Below are 19,334 nucleotides of genomic sequence, written 5' to 3'. Positions count from 1 at the left end.
GAGTATGCACCGTACCCGTTCTCCGCGTAAGCAGCTGGCCCAATCGTTCATGCCGCAGCACAAAAAGGGACTGCCTCCGCAAGCCATAGCTTGGAAGCAGTCCCTTAGTGAACCGGCATTTCTTCAATTCAAACAGCCATCTAATCGACGTAGCCGGCAAGGCCTTTATCCATCAAATAATCCATCTCTGCGTCCAAAATCGATTCTACGACCAGTTCGTTCGACTTCACGTCAGGGCGGCTCAGCACATAATCAACCAAATCATCGCCGTCGATATCGACCTCGCCGTTTTTGTCTTCCTTTGCACTGTTGATATAAGCCTGCTCATGCTTCAAAACCAGCTTTATCAGCTTCTCGTCCGCATTGGTTTCGCCTGCTATATACTGCACCAGTTCTTGCTCGTTTAATTGTTCACTCATCGTTTGTCATCTCCTAATTGCATCGCTCGTCTCATTGTACCACATTCATTCCGCATGCATGAACGGAACGGGTCAAGCTAAGCGTTTTGTAAAAACTGATTGCCGTGCAGCTGATAATAAAGCCCTCTGCCTGCAAGCAGCTCCTCATGGCTGCCGCTCTCCGCGATTTGGCCGTCTTTAATGTATAGGATCTTATCCGCATGGCGGATCGTACTCAACCGGTGGGCAATGACGAAGCTTGTTCTTCCGCTAAGCAGCTTTTTCATCGCCTCTTGGATCTGAAGCTCAGCAAGCGTATCGACGCTGCTCGTCGCTTCATCCAATATGAGAAGCGCGGGATCTCCAAGGATCGCGCGCGCAATGGTAATTAGCTGGCGCTGTCCATGGCTGACGTTGCCGCCCTCGGCTGTCAGCTCCGTGTCATAGCCGTCAGGCAGCTTGGCAATAAAGCTGCTTGCATTCGCCTGAACCGCCGCGGCTTCCACCTCTTCGTCCGTCGCATCCAGCCTGCCGTAGCGTATATTCTCGCGAATGGTTCCCGAGAACAAGTGGGCATCCTGCAGCACGATGCCGAGCTGGCTTCGGAGACTGTTTTTGTCCATGGAACGGATATCTTCGTCATCAATCAATATCTGTCCCTCTTTGATTTCGAAAAAACGGCCGATGAGATTAATGATAGTCGTCTTGCCCGCTCCGGTCGGCCCAACCAAAGCAATCGTCTCACCGGGCCTGGCGGTAAAGCTGATGTTGTTCAACGCGGCCGTTCCATCCGTATATTCAAAGCGCACATTCCGGAATTCCACTTTGCCGGCAATCGACTCTATCCGCTTGACTGCTCCCTCTTCTTCATATTCGGAAGGAACCTCCATCATGTCGAACACCCGCTCCGCTCCCGCGACGCCGGACTGGATCATGTTGTACTGGTTGGCAACTTCATTTAACGGGCCGCTGAATTGCCTCGAATAGCCGAGAAAGCTAATAATGACGCCTACGGTAGCTTGGTCATGAACAGCAAGCCAGCCGCCGACGCCCGCAATGATTAAATAGCTGATATGGCCGAACATATTCATGAACGGTCCCATCGTACCGGAGTAGATTTGGGCCTTGATGCCGACTTTCTTCAGCTTCGCGTTTGCCGCGCTGAACTGCTCCGCCATCCGTTCCTCCTGATGGAACAACGCCACAACCTTCTGCCCGGATATCGTCTCCTCGATAAAGCCGTTAAGCCCTCCCAGCTCCTGCTGCTGTCCCTTGAATTGCCGCTGCGTCGCCTTCGCGATTCGTTTGGATACGAATACGATCAACGGAATGACTACAAGCGCAACCAGCGTAAGCCAAACGTTGAGGAGGAGCATCATTGTGAAGGAGCCGATAAGCATAATAACACTTGATATAATTTGAATTAAGCTTTGATTTAACGTATTCGTGACGTTGTCGATGTCGTTCGTTGTACGGCTCATCAGCTCGCCGTGGTTTTTGCTGGCAAAGAAAGGAACGGGAAGCTTTTGCAAATGATGGAACAAATCCTTCCGCATGCTCCAAACCGTCCGCTGCGATACCTCCGCTAAGAAAAAAGCCTGCAGCCAGCCGACCAAGCTGCCCGCCGCATATACCCCGAGCATGAGTAAGCAAATGCCAAGAAGGCCGTCGTATTGCTTGGCTATGATATAGTCATCGAGCGCGGTCCCCAGCAGATAGGGACCTGCAAGAGTAAGCCCCGCTGCGGCAAGCGTAAGCAAAATAACCGTCAGAAGACTTGTTTTTTGATGAAATAAATAATAGCCGATTTTTTTTAATGTCGCCAAAGTAGGATTCATCTGATTACGCTCCTTGCTGGGATAAGGCCATTTGCCGATAAAGCTTGCTGCCTTGAAGCAGCTCGCCATGCGTTCCGATTGCTGTTATTTGACCGTCCTCTAGCACGATAATCCGATCCGCCTGCTGAACGGATGCGATCCGTTGTCCGATAATGAGGCAGGTGCTGCTCTTCATGATGGTTTGCAGCGATTTCCGGATGAGCAGGTCCGTATTGAGATCAACCGCGCTTGTGCAGTCATCGAGTATGACGATCTTCGGCTTCAGCAGCAGGGTGCGCGCTATCGATAGGCGCTGCTTTTGCCCGCCGGATAGATTGACGCCGCGCTGTCCAAGCTCGGTATCATAGCCTTTTTCCAACTTCATAATGAAAGAATGGGCTTCGGCAGCTTTAGCCGCTGCTTCAATTTCTTGCTGCGTTGCATCCGGCTTGCCGAAGCAGATATTGTCCCGAATCGTGCCGCTGAACAAATGAGCCTGCTGCAGCACCATGCCGATCTGGCTGTGAAGCTCATAGGGATCCATCTCGTTAATCGGCACCGAATCGATGCACAGCTGGCCGTCCGTCGCTTCGTAAAAAGCCGGAATCAGGCTGACCAGCGTCGATTTCCCCGCTCCGTTCACGCCGACGATCCCTATCGTCTCTCCCGGCTCCGCCGTGAAATCAATATCGCGTAATACGGCTTTCTCCAAATTACCGTCATAGCTAAAGCTTACTTGCTCAAACGAGATTCGGCCTTCTCGAATTTGCTTCGGCTGCTGAAGGGGCAGCTGCTCTTCCTTCGGTTGGTCGATCGAGAACTCCAATATTTCATTAATGCGGTCGGCGGAGGCTTTTGCCCTGGATATGGCCATTAGTTGATTGCCGAGCCCTAAGGTGGAGAACAGCAGCTGCGTAATATACGTTAGAAACGCTGCAAGGCTGCCGACCGAAAGCGTACCCTGCTCTGAAAGCATGCCGCCGTACCATAACGCCGCTACGATGCTGAAATTCAGAATAATCGACATCAGCGGCGTATTGAGCGCAACGATTTTTGCCGCCCGCAGACTGGCATGCAGCAAATTCGAATTCGTTTCATTAAACCGCTCTTCCTCGTAATCGGCGCGGACAAATGCTTTGACAACTCGAATACCCGACAAATTTTCCTGCATCACCGTATTCACTTGATCAAGCCGCTGCTGCATCTTCGCGAATAACGGAACGGTTACCCGCGTGGTAATGACGAGAAATGCAGCCAGCAAAGGGATCATCGCCAGCAAAATAATAGATAAACGCGGGCTGATCAGGAATGCCATGACCAGGCTCCCGATAATAATGAACGTATCCCGCGCAAAAACACGGAGAAGTAACAGCACCAAGCCTTGTATTTGCGTGACGTCTCCGGTCAAACGGGTCACGATGGACCCTGAACCGAAGCGGTCAAGCGATTGAAGCGACAAGCCCTGTATCTTTTGAAACAGCTCCTGCCTCAGATCCGCTCCAAAGCTTTGAGAAGCTATGGTCGCAAACACCGTACAGCCGACGCCGGCAACTAAACCGATAAGCGCCGCCAGCAGCATTTTCGGCGCGGTGCCGGCAATCGCTCCCAAGTCCCCGCCCATAATCCCGTCATTCACGATGCTCGCCATAAACCGCGGCTGCAGCAGATCCATGCATACCTCCAGCAGCATGAACAGCGGCGCCAGCACGGCAGGCAGCTTATATTTCCCCAAAAATCTACCCAGCTTTAACACGCCTGCACCCCAATCCCTGTCGTTTTGTGAAGCGGTAATAAGAGGGCATCGTCTCCCGCACCCTCAATTTAAAGTAATTATAGCATCCCGCCAATCGTTTCCCCACTACTAAAATTGGAGTAACTGAGCGTAATGGCTCGTTTTTTCTCGCAGGAGCTGTTAGAATGAAGCTAACAACAAAAAGCTGTGCGTAACTGGCGGAGCATGGGGAACCATGAGGAAGCGCGCAGATCATTAGCCGTACGCCTGGGCAAAGGTAAGGGGACATTCCCCTTGCCTTTTTATGTTTTTCGACAACCATTCGAAGGAGCTGGGTAAACATGACGGACAAAATGATTTTAAACGGCACACGCGTCGCAGACGCAATTAAAGAGCAGTTGAAAGCTAGGGTAGAAACGCTTGGAGCCGCAGGCATTGTGCCCTGTTTGGCGACGATACTGGTCGGAGACGATCCTGCTTCCGAGACTTATGTCCGCATGAAAGGAAATGCCTGCAAGAAGCTAGGCATCGAGTCGAAACGAATCCATTTGGATAAGTCCATTTCGACCGAGGATTTGATTGCGGTCATCTCGCAGCTTAACCGCGATCCGCTCGTTCACGGCATCCTGCTGCAGCATCCCGTGCCGCATCAAATTGATGAACGCGCAGCTTTTGAAGCGATAAGCATCCACAAGGACGTGGACGGGGTGACCGCGCTTGGCTTTGCCCAAAATGCTTTCGGCTATGCGGACTATCCGTCCTGCACGCCTGCTGCCATTATGGCTATTCTGGATTATTATCAAATCCCGATCGAGGGCAAGCATGCCGTAGTCGTCGGCCGCAGCCCGATTCTGGGCAAGCCCGTTTCGCTGATGCTGCTAAACCGCAATGCCACCGTGACAACATGCCATTCCAAGACACAAAATCTAGCCGAAATGCTGAAGCCCGCAGACATCGTCGTCGCTGCGGTCGGCAAACCTTCTTTCATTCAAGGAGAGTGGATTCGCGAAGGCGCCGTCGTGCTGGATGCCGGTTACAACCCGGGGAACATCGGGGATGTCGATTATGAGACTTGCCTTGCGAAGGCCAGCGCCATCACCCCTGTCCCCGCAGGCGTCGGGCCCGTCACGATCGCTATGCTGCTGAAGCATACGGTCGACGCCGCGGCAAAGCTTGCCGCAATCTAGTTTCGTGTAGCAAAATCGTGCTGGGAGGAATGGTTTCTTACTATATTACAGTTTGTGCAGCAGAATCACGCTCTGACGAGTGGTATTCTGGCTACGTTGCAGTTTGTGCAGTAGAATCACGTAGGGACGAGTGGTTTCATACTACATTCCAGTTTGTGCAGCAGAAAGCGCTCGGACATGTGGTTTTCTGGCTACGTTGCAGTTTGTGCAACGTAATCGCGCTCAATCGTGACGAATCTCAGCTACGTTGCACTTAGTGCAACAGAAACAGCCGATACAGACTCATTAGAGTCTTCATCGGCTGTTTCTGTTGTATTTTCTACATTGTAGCGCGCTAGTGCCGCTAAAATTCGTATTTCTATTGCACAAAGTGCAGTGTAGCTGAACGAAACGCAGATGCGCGGCTTTACGCAACGTTTCCCCCTTCCGACTCCCTTCCTTCCACCACGCGACTTCCACGCGATTTCTTACTACATTCCAGTTTGTGCAGCAGCATTGCGCTCTGACGAGTGGCTTCATACTACATTCCAGTTTGTGCAGCAGAAAGCGCTCGGACATGTGGTTTTCTGGCTACGTTGCAGTTTGTGCAACGTAATCGCGCTCAATCGTGACGAATCTCAGCTACGTTGCACTTAGTGCAACAGAAACAGCCGAGCCAGACTCATTAGAGTCTTCATCGGCTGTTTCTGTTGTATTTTCTACACTGTAGCGCGCTAGTGCCGCTAAAATTCGTCTTTCTATTGCACAAAGTGCAGTGCAGCTGTCCGAAGCGCAGCTGCGCGGCTGTAAATAACGTTTCCTCTTTCGACTCCCTACCTTCCCCCACGCGACTTCTTACTACATTGCAGTTTGTGCAGCAGCATTGCGCTCTGATGGCTTCTTACTACATTGCAGTTTGTGCAGTAGAATTGCGCTACACATCCCGCTCCAGTAAATACCTTCCCGTAAACTGATCGGTAATCAGCACGTTCGTATAGCCTCCGCGCAGCGCGCCGTAGATGCCGTTCACCTTTTTCGCTCCGCCGGCCACCAGAATCGACTGCTCCTTGCGCTTCAATTCATCGAGACTAATGCCAATTGTGCGTTCATTGAGCTCTTCCGAACAAACGGCCCCCGCCGTATCGATATAGCGCGAGCATATGTCGCCTGCGGCCTTCGAGCGAATAATATCCATATCCGAATCGGTGAAATAGTTCGCTCTTATTAATACCGAATCTTCGGTTGGCGCTCCCACGGTGACGACCGCAATGTTTGACAGTTTTCCCAGCTCCAAAATATTGCGAATATGGCGGTCCGACTCAATCGTTCGCTTCACCACCTCATGATCAACAAGCGCGGGAAGCGGAATAAAGTAGGGGATCGTGTGAAAAGCCTTGCCGAATAAATGAACGATTTCATAAGCATACGTATTGGTCTCCGAATGGCTGACCCCGCCGTTTAGCTGAACGACCTTAACATCGCGGACGGGCTTGTCCTTGAGCTGGGTCGCCATTTGAAAAAGCGTCGTTCCCCAAGTCGTCGCAATAATATCGCCATCTCTCACCGTATCATATAAATAGGATGCCGCGGCTTCGCCAATGTATCGTTTGACAATGCTGTCCTCGTATTGCGGCACGGAGACGATGACTGCTTTTTTCAGCCCAAACTTGGACTGCAGCCGCTCGGCGAGCACAAAATTGTTCTCATTAGGGTGAACGATTTTTATTTGAACATATCCTTCATCCTTCGCCTGCTGAAGAAACCTGGATATCGTTGGACGCGAAACGCCCAGCTTCTGCGCGATTTCCTCCTGATTATAGTTCAATTCATAATACAGCCTTGCCACATCGATCATTTTGCTCAGTTTATCATCCATTCGATCATCCGCCATCCGAACTCAACTCTTTCTATGTATGAATACCGCTCTCCATAATTCCACAAAACTATAACAAAGCAGCATTAATAATACAACAAGAGCACGGCCCTTTCGATAGGCAAAATACAACGTCCCATCCCACTATTTTGCAAAGTGGAATGGGACGCTTCTACTTCTTTAAGATTTTCAGTTCTGTTCGTAATCTAGCGCCGCCAATATTAGCGTAACGACCTCTGCTCTCGTTGCCTTCACATCCGGAGCAAACCGGTTGCTGCCAATGCCATTAACGAGACCTGCCCTCTGTGCCGCTGCAATATACGGTCTTGCCCATACCGGAATGTCGCTCACATCCGCAAAGGTTGGCTTCGCATTCGGATCAATCTCAATACCAAGCGCGCGAACGAGAATAACGGTCATCTCCGTTCTAGTTAAGGAACTTCCCGGCCTTATTGTATTGTCCTCGTAACCTGTTATGATTTTATCTTCAATCAACTGGGCAAAGAAGGAACGAGCCCATGCAGGAACCTCACCCGCATCCGCAAAATCCAACTGGCCCGCTGTTGATTCCAGCTGAAGCGCTCTGCCGACCATCGTAATAAATTGCGCTCTCGTTGCTGTTTCCCCAGGGTGGAACGTGCCGTCTCCATACCCTTTGACAAACCCGACTTTCACGGCTTCTTCAATAGCCTTCGCTGCCCAATGGCTGCCTACGTCACTGAACTCGATGTCCGTCGGAGTCGGCGTTGGTGTCGGCGTTGGTGTCGGTGTCGGTGTCGGTGTCGGTGTCGGTGTCGGCGTAGGCGTCGGTGTTGGATTCACTCCGCCGTCACCAGGCAGCGGCTGGCCCAACAAATCTGTAATGCGGCCTTCCGTTCCAATATTGATCGTGCCGAGATTCGTCAAATGCTCCCAGAACACTTCATAGTCGACGATATTCAGCTCATGCTGGCGTCCCGCATCCTTCGCCTGCTTCATCGAGCGGTAGAAATCGCCGCCATTTGCCATAAAGGAGTTCGTGGCCACAAAATAATAGCCGTTCACATCAATTGGGCTATAGCTGCCGTCCGCATTTTTAATTTCCACCTTGACTATGCGGCTGCCCGCTTGCGTTAATTGTCCATTCGCGTCAAGCACCTCTGCCTGCTTCTTGGAATCATAATAATAACGCAGGCCAGACACTTGCGGAAAGCGTCCTTGTCCCGTTTCGACTCCGCTCACGCCGTTTTCCAGCGCCGCAATGATTTCTTGCCCCGTCATGCGCAGCGCCGTAAGGTTATTGCCAAACGGCATGACCGTCAGCAATTCGCCGAGCGTGATGTCGCCATCCGTTTTGCCCGCTGCGGTTTTCTTAATCGATGCGCGAATACCGCCTCCGTTTTGAATCGCCACGAACCCTTTTACATCATACTGCTGCAAATCCGGATTGCCGCTGACTAGGCTTTTTACTTTAGCGAGCATGCCATCTGCCATCAAATTGCCCAGATTCGTTTCCTTGGCACGAACGTTGGTGCGTTCGCCATCCAGGAGCACATTCGTTTTACCGATGATTTGACGCTCAATTTCCGCAACGCCTGCTTGATAAGGTTTCAGCATTTCCGTCGCAACCGGGTCTGCCGCAAAGGTGGCAATATCCAGCAGCTTGCCGTTCCATTTGGTAAGCACGCCTGCATCGTTAAATTTCAAATCCAATCTGCCTAAATATTTGTTGTACTCCTCTGCCTGCACGACCAACGTAGGCTCGCCGTCAGCGTGGAATACCTTTGGCGCATCAACCTTCGTGTGGCTGTGTCCGCCGACGATGACGTCAATACCGGTCACCTGCTCAGCCATTTTAAGATCAAACTCGTAGCCAAGGTGAGTTAACGCTACAATTTTGTTAATGCCCTTGTCCTGCAGCATTTTGACTGTTTCCTTCGCCTTCGCGATATGATCCTCGAATACGATATTTTCGCCCGGCGATGCAAGAAACTTCGTATCCTCGGTCGTTAAGCCGAATACCCCGATTTTCTCGCCGCCCTCATCCAAAATAACCGCGTCGTAAATTTTCCCTGCGTCCGCCGATTCACCGATAGCTTGCTCGGATACTAATCCGCTTATCTCGGGTTCCTTGCTGAAATCAATGTTCGAGCTCACGAACGGGAATTTTGCTTTTTCCACAAAATCAGCCAGCACTGAAGGCCCTTTATCGAATTCATGATTACCGAATACCATGGCATCGTACCCGAGTTTATTCATAAACTCCAAATCCGCTTGACCTAAATACTTATTAAAGAACAGCGTACCCGAGAATACGTCTCCCGCATCAAGAAGGATGGAATGAGCCGTTTCTTGACGTATCTGATTCACTGCTGTAAATCTTTTTGCAACATTCGCCAAGTTGGCATGCGAATCATTCACATGCATAATCGTCATCGCAAACTCCGCATCCTTCTTCGCCGACAAGTCAAGCTGCGCAAGCAGCGGATCATGATCGCTTACTCTGCCGTGTTCGATAGCGAAGTCAGCATTGACATGAACGACATCAATCTCGGCTTTCTCTTCATTCCCCTTGTCTACCAAAATGTGATCCAGCGTTTGCGAGTTGCCGTCATAGATGTAAGAATAGCGATCTGAAACGGGCAGCTTATCTACAAGGTTCGATAGTTCTGCACCCTTCAGCTTGTTCAGTGTGCCGGAGAATTGGAAATCATTAAAGTCTCCAAGCACAACTACGCTTGCCTCTGGATCCTTGGTCGTAAGCTCCTTAACGAAGCTGTTTACGGCTTCCGCCTGCTTCGCGCGCTGCACTTCACTGCTGCGGACAACCGGCTGGATATCGCCCCAAGGCTTGCCGTCCCCGCCTTTAGAGTTTAAGTGATTGGCGATCGCTACTACGCGTTTTCCTTCAAAAAGGAACTCTGCAACCAGCGGCTTGCGGGATGAGGCAAAGGTCGTTGCATCCGCGGATCCGATCCGTCCCGGATTTTGCGTCAATCCTCCCAGTGCATCCACCTTCACCGAAGTTGCAAAACTTCCTTTCCTGTCTGATGCCAGAGTTACGCGATCGGCATTATACAAGAAGCCAACGCGGATATTGCCGCCGGGAGCCCCGCCGTCTTTGTTATTCTCGGGAGCTACGTCAGTGTAAGCATACGCAGGTCCGCCCTTCAATTTGATGGCATCGATTAATACTTGGAAGCTTTGGGAAGCGTCCGTAATGCCGGTATCGTTCTCGCCGTCATTATCTTGAACCTCCATCAAGCCGATAATATCCGGCTGCTTCATGTTCGTCACGATAATAGATGCGATTTTCGCCGCCTTTGCCGTTTCAGCCGCATTGAAGTTTTCCACATTAAACGTACCAATGGTCAGCTTGTCCGAATCCGGTACGATACTCGTCACCTTCTGCGTATTGCCGCTGCGAGTAATAGCCGGCAATGGCTGAGTCGGCATCAACTTGTAAAGATCGCTTGCGTAATTAATGACGCCGACGATGCTGCCGTCAAAAGCATCGCCTGTTTTGATCTCTGTGCCCGCCGGTTTGGAACCGCCGATAAATAGCTTTTGAGGATTCAGACTGCTGTCTGCCGGATCTAATCCGTCACCCTGCAGCACAATGCCGCCTGCAGCCGTTTTTACCGGATTATTCGCGCCGTTATCAACCGTAACCGGAGTTACAGAATTGGCATACGGTCCCGTAATCGTCGGCTGTTTGAGCTCGACAAGCATGCTTTCCAAACTTTCAAAAAAATCAATCGCATCGACGGCTGGATTAAACACGCCAAAACGGTCTGAATCGATTAGGTTGGGAATGATGCGTCCGCCTGTCCCGATCAAGGCTGCGGCTGGAAGCTCATTGCCGCTTGACAGCTTATTGATCGACTCGGCATTAATTTGAGTGACCGTAAGCGATGGGCTGTTGCCGTATTCCTGCACCGTACCCGATACGGATACAGCATCCTTCACTGCCAAGCCATGCACTGGCTTATAGATCTGAATGGCTTCCGACGTGTTAGGTTTGTTATCCTTCTCCGCATCAGGCGCTTGCATATAGAAGGAATTCGTAGTTACCGAAGTTATGATGCCCGTGACATTGGAAACCTGTACATTGTTGTAAATCGACTTATGTGACTCGCCTTGAATTTTATTAATCGCAATGCCATCTGTATTTTCCAGCAGCTTATAAGTAAAGGTTGCTACTTCGCTTGTCTGTCCTCCAGCAGTAACAACCGCTTTAATAACGGTATCCGCATTAACGACAATCGAGCCTGTATAAATGGTGCCCACCGATGCCGTCGGTACGGTTCCATCGGTTGTATAACGAATGACACCGCCCTCAGCCAGCGTGCTTAGCACTACTGAGCCGCCGGCGTTAATGCCGCCAGAAGGAACACTAGCTTGTACTGCCAAACGCTTCTCTACAATGTCCAGCGGAAAGCGGGGAAGAAGCTCCAGCCCGACGCTGGAATGATACGTCATAACGCCCGTTACCTGCTCAAACATTTTCCCAGCTACAAATGAAGCATCGGAAGAATAGATAATGATTTTATCGCCGCTGGCCGCATCCGTTGCTATAACTACGCCGCTCGCGACACTTTCAACGGTCAAGTTATTCACTTGAACCAGACGACCTTCAAACTTATTGCGATTTTCGATCGTTTTGCCGAAACTTGTTGAATCTACATGGATAGGCGCCGGGACAGGAACAGATCCCGTTACCTTCGTATTTTCTACGCTGGCATTCAATTGAAGCAAACCCGAAAATTCGCTCAGCGTGCCGTAAGCCTCAATTTGATTTCCCGGCTCTGCAGAGACGCTGTTTGGAACTCTAACGATGATGCCGTTATTCGCATCCTGAACGAAAAGATTTACAAACCCGCCGGAGTCTGCCCTATGCGTAATTACCCCGCTGAGGGTAACGTTTGTACCGATTGCTGCAGCACGGGCCTCTGCAATTGTACCTAACTCCGAGAGGCTGTACGAAAATTCGCGAAGCTCGCTATTCGTTAAGCCTTCTTTCTTCGCATACGTATGTACCTTCGTCGGTCCATTTATGACGATAGATGAAGTACCCGGTTGATACCAAGTGAAATTTTCAGGAGCGACCTGCGCATCTCCTGCGCCATAGACGCTGTAGTAGACGCTGGCGCCAACCGTTGGCGTTGAGAGCTTGATGATCGTGCCCGATTGCACGGCTCCAGGGCTTACATCCGGTTCGACCGCTTCTACTCCTTCTGCAATAACGCCATAAGAAGAATTGCGAGGATCGGGCGTCCTGATTTCAAAGTCTGTGCTGTTGTTATCCGTATCGAGAGCTCTTTCTACTTGATCAAGCGATTTGCGAATCGCCGCTTTCGTCGAGTTTAAAGCGCCGGCCGGTGTGGTCTCCAGCGTCTCAGGCACGCTAGCCGATCCATAGCCGACTGTATCCACAACAGCAGAAGAGCCATTATACAGTCGTATCTTCCCGTTCGTACCGCCCATATCGATTGCTGCCGAACTCAAATCCGGTGAGCTCAATTCAACCGTACCTGCCGCTCCTGCTTTAAGCTGAATCAAATAATATTGACCTGCGCCAATCTTCCCTGAAAGCTCAAGCGTATTTGAAGCATTTCTTGCCGGATAGGCTGTCGCTCCTGTTGATGCATAAGCGATGTACCATTCGTCTAACGTGACATCGAATGGAGTAGGGTTGTACAATTCAATAAAATCATTTTTGAACACGGCCCCGCTGTTGCCGCCTCCGCCATACACCTGCGAAATCACTAGATTATCATTGGCTGGCGCTGCTTGTACCGGACTCCCGATGCTCCCAAGCGTGCTGCCAGCAACAAGAAGAGCCGCAAGCATCATGCAGGCTTTTCTTTGTGTTCGTCTAATCAAATTCTGCATTCCCATGTTCCCCTCTCCACAACTATAAATAGCATTACTTATCTTGGTTATCTTAGTAAAAATTTGTCATCCCCATATCAAATTGAAATAAAGTTCTAGTAAACATGCACATTTGTTCATACGCGGCAATAAAAAAATCCCTTTGCTTCATTACATGCATGCCATCTGAAAGCAGACTATTTGCATTGATGAAGGAAAGGGATCCTAGCTTTGGGCCCAAAAGCTAAAGGGCCGCGTAAATTAAATGTGATGTAAACTGACATTAAACTTATTCAAGAGTATACATTGGAACGAATTTCCTGTCAATTGGTAGAAAGTAATAGAAAATTAGCCTTAAGTCAAGCGTAAACACAAACAAAAAGGCTCCGCACACATGACTGTTTATGTCATATATACGGAACCTTAGCCTCTGTTTTATTCGAACTATGCTTCTTTCGTCACGCCTGCCTGTTCCAACACGGCCTTCTCGCCCTTCTGAAGCTGATACATCTTGAAATACCTGCCTTCAAGAGCCATTAATGCATCATGATTTCCTCGCTCTACGATCTCGCCGCGATGCAGCACAAGAATTTGATCCGCCTCGCGAATGGTAGACAAACGGTGCGCGATCACCAGCGTCGTCCGGCCTTGGCTGACCACTCGCAGCGCCTGCTGGATAAGTCCCTCCGTCTCGCTATCTATGCTCGCTGTTGCCTCGTCCAGAATGAGAATCGACGGATCGAACGCCAGCGCTCTGGCGAAGGAGATAAGCTGCCGCTGCCCCGATGACAGCGTACTGCCGCGCTCAACCACCAATTCATCGTAGCCGTTTGGCAGCTGTTCAATAAACGGAGCTGCGCCGACATCCTTCAGCACGCTTTTCACGCGGTCGATCGAAATATCCTTGTTGTACAGACTGACATTAAACTTAATGTCCCCCGCAAACAAATAAGGATCCTGCAGCACAATCCCCATATGCTTGCGCAGCTCTTGCTTCGAGTACGTCGCAATATTGCGTCCGTCAATCGAAATGCTTCCTTTATCCGGCTCATAAAAGCCGAGCAAAAGGTTCATAATCGAGCTTTTTCCCGAACCGGTATGCCCGACCAAAGCGACCGTCTCCCCCTTGCGCGCTTCGAACGATATTTGTTTCAGCACATTTTCGCCCGGCTTATACGCAAACGTCACATTGTCGAATTTCACGGCGCCGTCCGGTTTTTTCGCCTGACTGACCTCTTCCACCTCCGTGCCTTCCATATCGAGGATGGCGAACACCTTCTCCGCGGAAACGAAAGCGCGCTGCGCATTCGTGAGCTGATCGAAGATACCGATAATCGGCTGAAAAATACGTCCTAAATAGTCAATAAACGCATAGAATACCCCGTACATAATAGCCGTTTCCAGGGATGCGCGCCCAAAATACCAAATGACCATCGCCGTAACCAAGCTGCCGATTGTGCCCACGATATTTCTCGAGGATAAAGAGAATACCCGAAATTGTTTGATCTGGTTAACATACCGATCCTCATTGAGTACCTCAAACTCCTCCAGCGTGACCTTCTCGCGGCGAAAAGCTTGAATAATCGGCATAACGACGATCGATTCATTGATCATGGCATTCATATCGCTAAGCCTGGCCCGCATGACCGTAATGTATTTCTTCGAATATTTCAAATGCACGACCATAATGAGCGCGAAAATCGGCGGCAGCAGCAGGCAAAACAAAGCCAAGCGCACATCTAATATAAACAGCGCCGTAAAAATGCCGATGAGCTGCACGAAGCTTACAACGAAGGTTGCCATGAAGCTCATGAACAAATCACGCACCGCTTCCGTGTCGTTCGCGATTCTCGATACGATCTGGCCGATCGGCGTGTTGTCAAAATAGCGCAGCGGAATCCGCTGGATATGCCGCATAAGATCCATGCGCATGTTCTGGATAATTTGCAATGCAGTCGATTGCAAAATATAGGACTGCGAGAAATTTCCGATACTGGCGAGAAGCAGCAGTCCCATATATAACGCGAGAAGCCACAATACGGGCCCTAACTCGCCGCCGCCCGCCGATAAGTGTTTGTCGATAATCGTTTTTATAATAAAAGGTCCGCCAAGCTCGGCCCCTACCGCGCTGCAAAGAATGAGCAGGGCGCCGATAATTCTAAACTTATAAACGAGAGCATATGCGAATAGTCTTCTCGCCGTCGATTGCTTTGGCATTCAAGAGCCTCCTCATTCTTCCAAGCTAGCTTCCATTTGCTGCCGTTCCCATTGTTCCTTATACCAGCCTCCGAACAGCATCAATTCCTCATGCGTGCCTTCTTCCATGATGCGTCCTTCGTTCAGCACGATAATCCAGTCCGCATGGCTAACCGCGGAGAGACGATGTGTCGTAATAAACGTCGTTTTACCTTCGCGTTCCAGCCTTATATGGTGAAGAATCCGGCTTTCCGTCCGCGCATCCACCGCCGATAACGAGTCATCCAGCAGCAAAATTTCAGAATCGATCAGCAAAGCGCGCGCGATTGCCAGGCGCTGCTTCTGACCGCCCGAGAGCATCACGCCGTTTTCGCCTACGACGGTTTCAAGCCCTTCAGGCATTTGCGCGATATCCTCCGTAAAGGAAGCCATTTGCACGGCGCGGGCGACCTCCTCCGGCGTCGCATTCGGCTTGCCAAGTGCTATGTTGTCATAGATCGATTTGGATAACAGCAAATGCTCCTGCGGCACATATGCGATCCAGCGCCGCATTTGGTCAATCGCAATCTGCTCGACGGGCACGCCTGCAATAAACAGCCGCTCCTGCTCTAAGGGATATTGGCGAAGCAGCTGCTTCAGCAGCGTGCTCTTCCCGCTCCCCGTTTTGCCTACGATACCCAGCGTCTGGCCGCGTTCAAGCTGAAAGGAAACGCCCGATAGGCTAGGCTGGCTCGCCGTAGGATAAGTAAAGGTAAGCTGCTTCGTCTCGATGCGGGTAGGAACCTTAATCGAAACGGGCATATCCGCGTCTTTCAGATCGGGCTTTTGCGTCAGCGCCGTATCCAACCGGTCAGCCGAGGCGCTTCCGCGCTGCAGGACATTGATAAATTCGCCAAAAGAAATCATCGGCCAAATGAGCATGCCTAAGTAAATATTGAACGAAATGAGCTGTCCGAGCGAAATCTCATCCTGGAAGACGAGATATGAGCCATAGCCGATTCCGATGGAATAGCTCACTCCGACAATCAACGAAATGATCGGCTGGAAAAGCGCATTCAAAATGGAAACCCGCTTATTTTTGAGCATCACGTCGGTCGTCACCTTATGGAACGCAGACAAGTCATTGTTCTCCTGTACATAGGAGCGGATGACGCGTATGCCCGAGATGGACTCCAGCGCGTGATCATTCATTTTGCCGAAGGATGCCTGAGCGTCTAGAAAGCGCGTTCTCACCTTTTTGCCCAGCTTGCTGATCACGACCGCCAGCAGCGGGAGCGGAATTAGGGCCGCAATCATTAATTTATAGCTTACGAGCGAAATCATCATAATAACGACTACCGAAGCGCCAACAAGCGTATTGACGAGCGTCATCACGCCATAACCAGCCGTTTGCCCGATCGCGAGCACATCATTCGTAGCTAGAGCCATGAGCTGGCCCGTACTGTTGCGTTGGAAAAAGGCCGGCGTCATCCTCGTCAGATTGGCCAGCAGCCGTCCCCTCAGCACCTTCTCGATAAGCGCCGAATTCCCGAACAGCGTCGTGATCCATATGTACACCATGATGTATAAAAATAGCGAAAGACCGATCAGCAGCAGTACCGTCTGCGTCAAACCCGAAGAGGTCAGCTCGCCTTCGCGGATGTGGTCTACCGTTTTGCCAATGAGATTGGGCGGTACCGTTGATAACAGGCTGACTAATGCCATGATGCCGACAGCGAGCACGTAGCTTCCCCATCTATCCTTAAAAAACCATCGCAATCGATTTACAAAAGACATGATATCCCCCTTTTCACCTTATCTTTCACACGGCGTATACCCATGCGCCAGGTCGCTTCGAGCCTATTCCATTCGATCGCCAAAGCCCGGACGCACCCGATCAACCGCCACTTTTCAGTATAGCAGTTTCGCAGGTCAAATTTCACCTTAATGTGTAACAATATCCTTCTTTTGGGCAAAATTTTAGACACTGCCGCATAGATCAAAAACGTGTTGTTCTTTATAACGAATATGATATGATAGGGTTACTTAGCTTGGCTGCGTCATGAATTTGGATCAATCCCGAGGTGAAGCATGTGGACGCTGCCGTAAGTGTAGTCGTACCTATTTATAATGCGGAGAAATGGTTATATCGAGGCCTGGATCGCATTCTTCGGCAGCCCTTCCGTTCTATCGAGCTGCTGCTCGTCAATGACGGCTCCACCGACCACAGCGGAGCAATCTGCGAGGAGTATGCAGCCAAGGATGCACGGATCAAAGTACTCCATAAGGCTAACGGCGGCACAAGCAGCGCAAAAAACGCCGGATTTAAGGCCGCAACGGGCAAATACATCGCATTTTTGGACGCTGACGATGAAATCGACGAACTATTTTTCGCCAAGCTTTATGCCGCTGCCGAGGAGCATGCCTGCGACATTGTCGTCAGCGGCTTCGAGACCATTCCCTCCCAGCTCGCGCGCGCTCCGCGGTTCACCCTCCATACCGTCATGAACGGCAAGGACTTTGTGCTCAGCGCTGCCTCCGTTCATTCGGACAACGAGCTTTGCTTCGTCTGGCGCTGTCTCTTTCTTCACTCTTGGCTTGCGAATAGCAGCATTCGTTTCCAAGAGGAGCTGACGATCGGAGAGGATACGATATTCCTGCTCGAGTCTATGCTCAGCGCCGATCGCGTATATGCGATTCCGGATTGCTTATACTTTTACAACACCGTTAACAATTTGGACAGTCTCATGCGCGCCCCCTATAAGCCATACTTGGAGCGGAGCCTTGTCCTGCAGTACCGATACAGAAAACAGCATTCCGAAAAATCCCGTTTGATTGCCCATGATCATTACAGAAAAGATATGGCGGTTTATTACATACAAACGATTCTCGGCATGCTGATCAAAAATATGAAAAACAGTCCGACAGCTGCCAAGAAGGAGGATCTAGCCAAACTCGTTTCCCTGGAGATGTTTACGGACAGTACAAAGGCTTTGGGTTTCCGGTACAAATGCGCAAGCCCGAAGGAGTATATTTATTATCTGGCATTCAAATTCAAGCTGTCCGCCGTTCTCTTCTACTGGGAATTTGGCAAGCCCGCAGCACGCTCCTTCTTTCCCTTCAACCTATTCGGGAAAAGCAAACGCCTTACCGATCAGTCCTTGCGCATCAACAAACGGTAAGTGAAGCACGCGTTCGCTTCCCGTCTTAAGCAAAGAAAGGCCTGTGCACATTTGGGCACAGGCCTTTACAATATAAGTATTAGCTGCTGCAGGGCAGCGCGCTTTGGGTCCCCATGACATTTTGCCATATGCGGTAAAGCTCCCACGGAGAGCCATTGTCGAGCAAATCCTTGCTGACGTAAAGACCTTCCTCAATCGAGTCGACCTTATCCGCCAGCTTGAGCCTCACGGCTGCATTAAGCATGACTTGATTGGCGAATGCAAGGTGTCCGCGTCCTTGCAGCACGGCTTCCGTTTCCCTCACCTGCTCGGCAGGCGTCCAAATGATGTCCGGTACGGAGGTTTCCAAACCGTAGGCATCCGGATCGATAATATGAAGCTGCGATTGCCCTTCTTCTACAAAATAGGTCCGGGTCGGCCGCTCGATGAACAAATCCTCCGAGCCTTCCACTCCTTGAACGATGAGCGCTTTCTTATAGGCTAAGTTGTTCGCTAACTTGGCCATGCGCTCGAAAACGGTATTATGATAAACCCCGAATATTAAATACGGGGAATGAGAATAATCGATCAGTTTCTCCGCCGTATTCAGCACCGTGCGCATATCAAGCTCAACCCGAATCGAACGCAGCGCTTTAAGGGGAGGACACCATTCTTCGGCCGGCACATACAGCACGCCCGTTTTCTTTGCTGCTTGGATAATGCGGTCCTGGGAAAGCAGATCGGCATCAATGCCGGAATCCTTCAACAGATCATGCAGCGTGATTCCCCATTTGGGTGGCAAGGACGCCGCTCCGTGAAGCGTAACCGGCAAGCCCGCAGCGGCAAGAACGAACGCGGTTGAGTATGACGCATAGAATGATTTTTTCCTGCCGTCATACGGCCCTGCGCAATCAAGCCCTTGCTGGATAGGCGCACGATGCGCATGCTTGCGGCATACGTTAACGAAAGCTTCGATTTCTTCGACGCTTTCCATTTTTATGCGTTCAGCAATGAAAAAGGCGCCTATTTGCGCCGGGGTTGCCTTTAATTCCAGGATGGCGTTGGCTGCAAGCAATGCTTCATCATACGCCAGATCCCGCGCCCCTCTCTTTCCCCGGCCTACTTCCTTTAATAGGTTGATCATCATCGCAAAGCCCCC

Annotated in this window: 10 protein-coding genes and 1 riboswitch; of the genes, 2 read left to right on the top strand and 8 right to left on the bottom strand. The window is 50.6% G+C overall.

The genetic code is table 11. From position 1 onward, the window contains the following. Positions 1-140: 140 nt before the first annotated feature. From MRBLPE1_RS12870 to MRBLPE1_RS12860, 3 genes are all read right to left on the bottom strand, one after another. The gene (locus MRBLPE1_RS12870; RefSeq protein ID WP_364145833.1) at positions 141-419 is read right to left on the bottom strand and encodes a hypothetical protein; all 279 of its coding nucleotides are present in this window, start codon (positions 417-419) and stop codon (positions 141-143) included. Positions 420-496: 77 nt separating this feature from the next. Further along, positions 497-2,236: an ABC transporter ATP-binding protein gene (locus tag MRBLPE1_RS12865; RefSeq protein WP_364145831.1), complete on the bottom strand. Its 1,740-nt coding sequence runs from the start codon at positions 2,234-2,236 to the stop codon at positions 497-499. Between the two features lie 4 nt (positions 2,237-2,240). Continuing rightward, complete coding sequence (locus MRBLPE1_RS12860; protein WP_364145829.1) at positions 2,241-3,968, bottom strand: ABC transporter ATP-binding protein; 1,728 nt, start codon at positions 3,966-3,968, stop codon at positions 2,241-2,243. A gap of 180 nt (positions 3,969-4,148) precedes the next feature. Further along, positions 4,149-4,227: riboswitch (ZMP/ZTP riboswitch) on the top strand. 61 nt (positions 4,228-4,288) lie between these two features. On the opposite strand from MRBLPE1_RS12860, the gene MRBLPE1_RS12855 reads away from it, so the two are divergent. Next, entirely contained in the window at positions 4,289-5,134 is an 846-nt protein-coding gene (locus MRBLPE1_RS12855; protein WP_364145827.1) for a bifunctional 5,10-methylenetetrahydrofolate dehydrogenase/5,10-methenyltetrahydrofolate cyclohydrolase, read from the top strand. Positions 5,135-6,047: 913 nt separating this feature from the next. Here MRBLPE1_RS12855 and MRBLPE1_RS12850 read toward each other — a convergent pair. The 4 genes from MRBLPE1_RS12850 to MRBLPE1_RS12835 all read right to left on the bottom strand — a co-directional run bounded on the left by MRBLPE1_RS12850 (position 6,048) and on the right by MRBLPE1_RS12835 (position 16,811). Beyond that, complete coding sequence (locus MRBLPE1_RS12850; RefSeq protein ID WP_364145825.1) at positions 6,048-6,989, bottom strand: sugar-binding transcriptional regulator; 942 nt, start codon at positions 6,987-6,989, stop codon at positions 6,048-6,050. Between the two features lie 186 nt (positions 6,990-7,175). After that, positions 7,176-12,866, bottom strand: a complete 5,691-nt coding sequence (locus MRBLPE1_RS12845; RefSeq protein WP_364145823.1) for a 5'-nucleotidase C-terminal domain-containing protein — start codon at positions 12,864-12,866, stop codon at positions 7,176-7,178. 417 nt (positions 12,867-13,283) lie between these two features. Beyond that, positions 13,284-15,056 carry an ABC transporter ATP-binding protein gene (locus tag MRBLPE1_RS12840; RefSeq protein WP_364145822.1) on the bottom strand — a complete coding sequence of 591 codons (1,773 nt, stop codon included), beginning with the start codon at positions 15,054-15,056 and terminating at the stop codon, positions 13,284-13,286. A 12-nt stretch (positions 15,057-15,068) separates the two neighbouring features. Further along, complete coding sequence (locus MRBLPE1_RS12835) at positions 15,069-16,811, bottom strand: ABC transporter ATP-binding protein (protein WP_364145820.1); 1,743 nt, start codon at positions 16,809-16,811, stop codon at positions 15,069-15,071. 287 nt (positions 16,812-17,098) lie between these two features. Between MRBLPE1_RS12835 and MRBLPE1_RS12830 the strand changes: the two genes are divergently transcribed. After that, on the top strand, positions 17,099-18,196 hold the full coding sequence (locus tag MRBLPE1_RS12830) for a glycosyltransferase family 2 protein (RefSeq protein ID WP_364145818.1): 1,098 nt from the start codon (positions 17,099-17,101) through the stop codon (positions 18,194-18,196). A 79-nt stretch (positions 18,197-18,275) separates the two neighbouring features. Here MRBLPE1_RS12830 and MRBLPE1_RS12825 read toward each other — a convergent pair whose 3' ends face one another. Further along, positions 18,276-19,319 carry an anthranilate phosphoribosyltransferase gene (locus tag MRBLPE1_RS12825; protein WP_364147261.1) on the bottom strand — a complete coding sequence of 348 codons (1,044 nt, stop codon included), beginning with the start codon at positions 19,317-19,319 and terminating at the stop codon, positions 18,276-18,278. Between the last annotated feature and the right edge of the window lie 15 nt (positions 19,320-19,334).

Origin of the sequence: Paenibacillus sp. LPE1-1-1.1 (assembly GCF_040676435.1) — a bacterium.
Classification (GTDB): Bacteria; Bacillota; Bacilli; order Paenibacillales; family Paenibacillaceae; genus Pristimantibacillus.
This window is presented reverse-complemented; position numbering and strand designations above follow the sequence as displayed.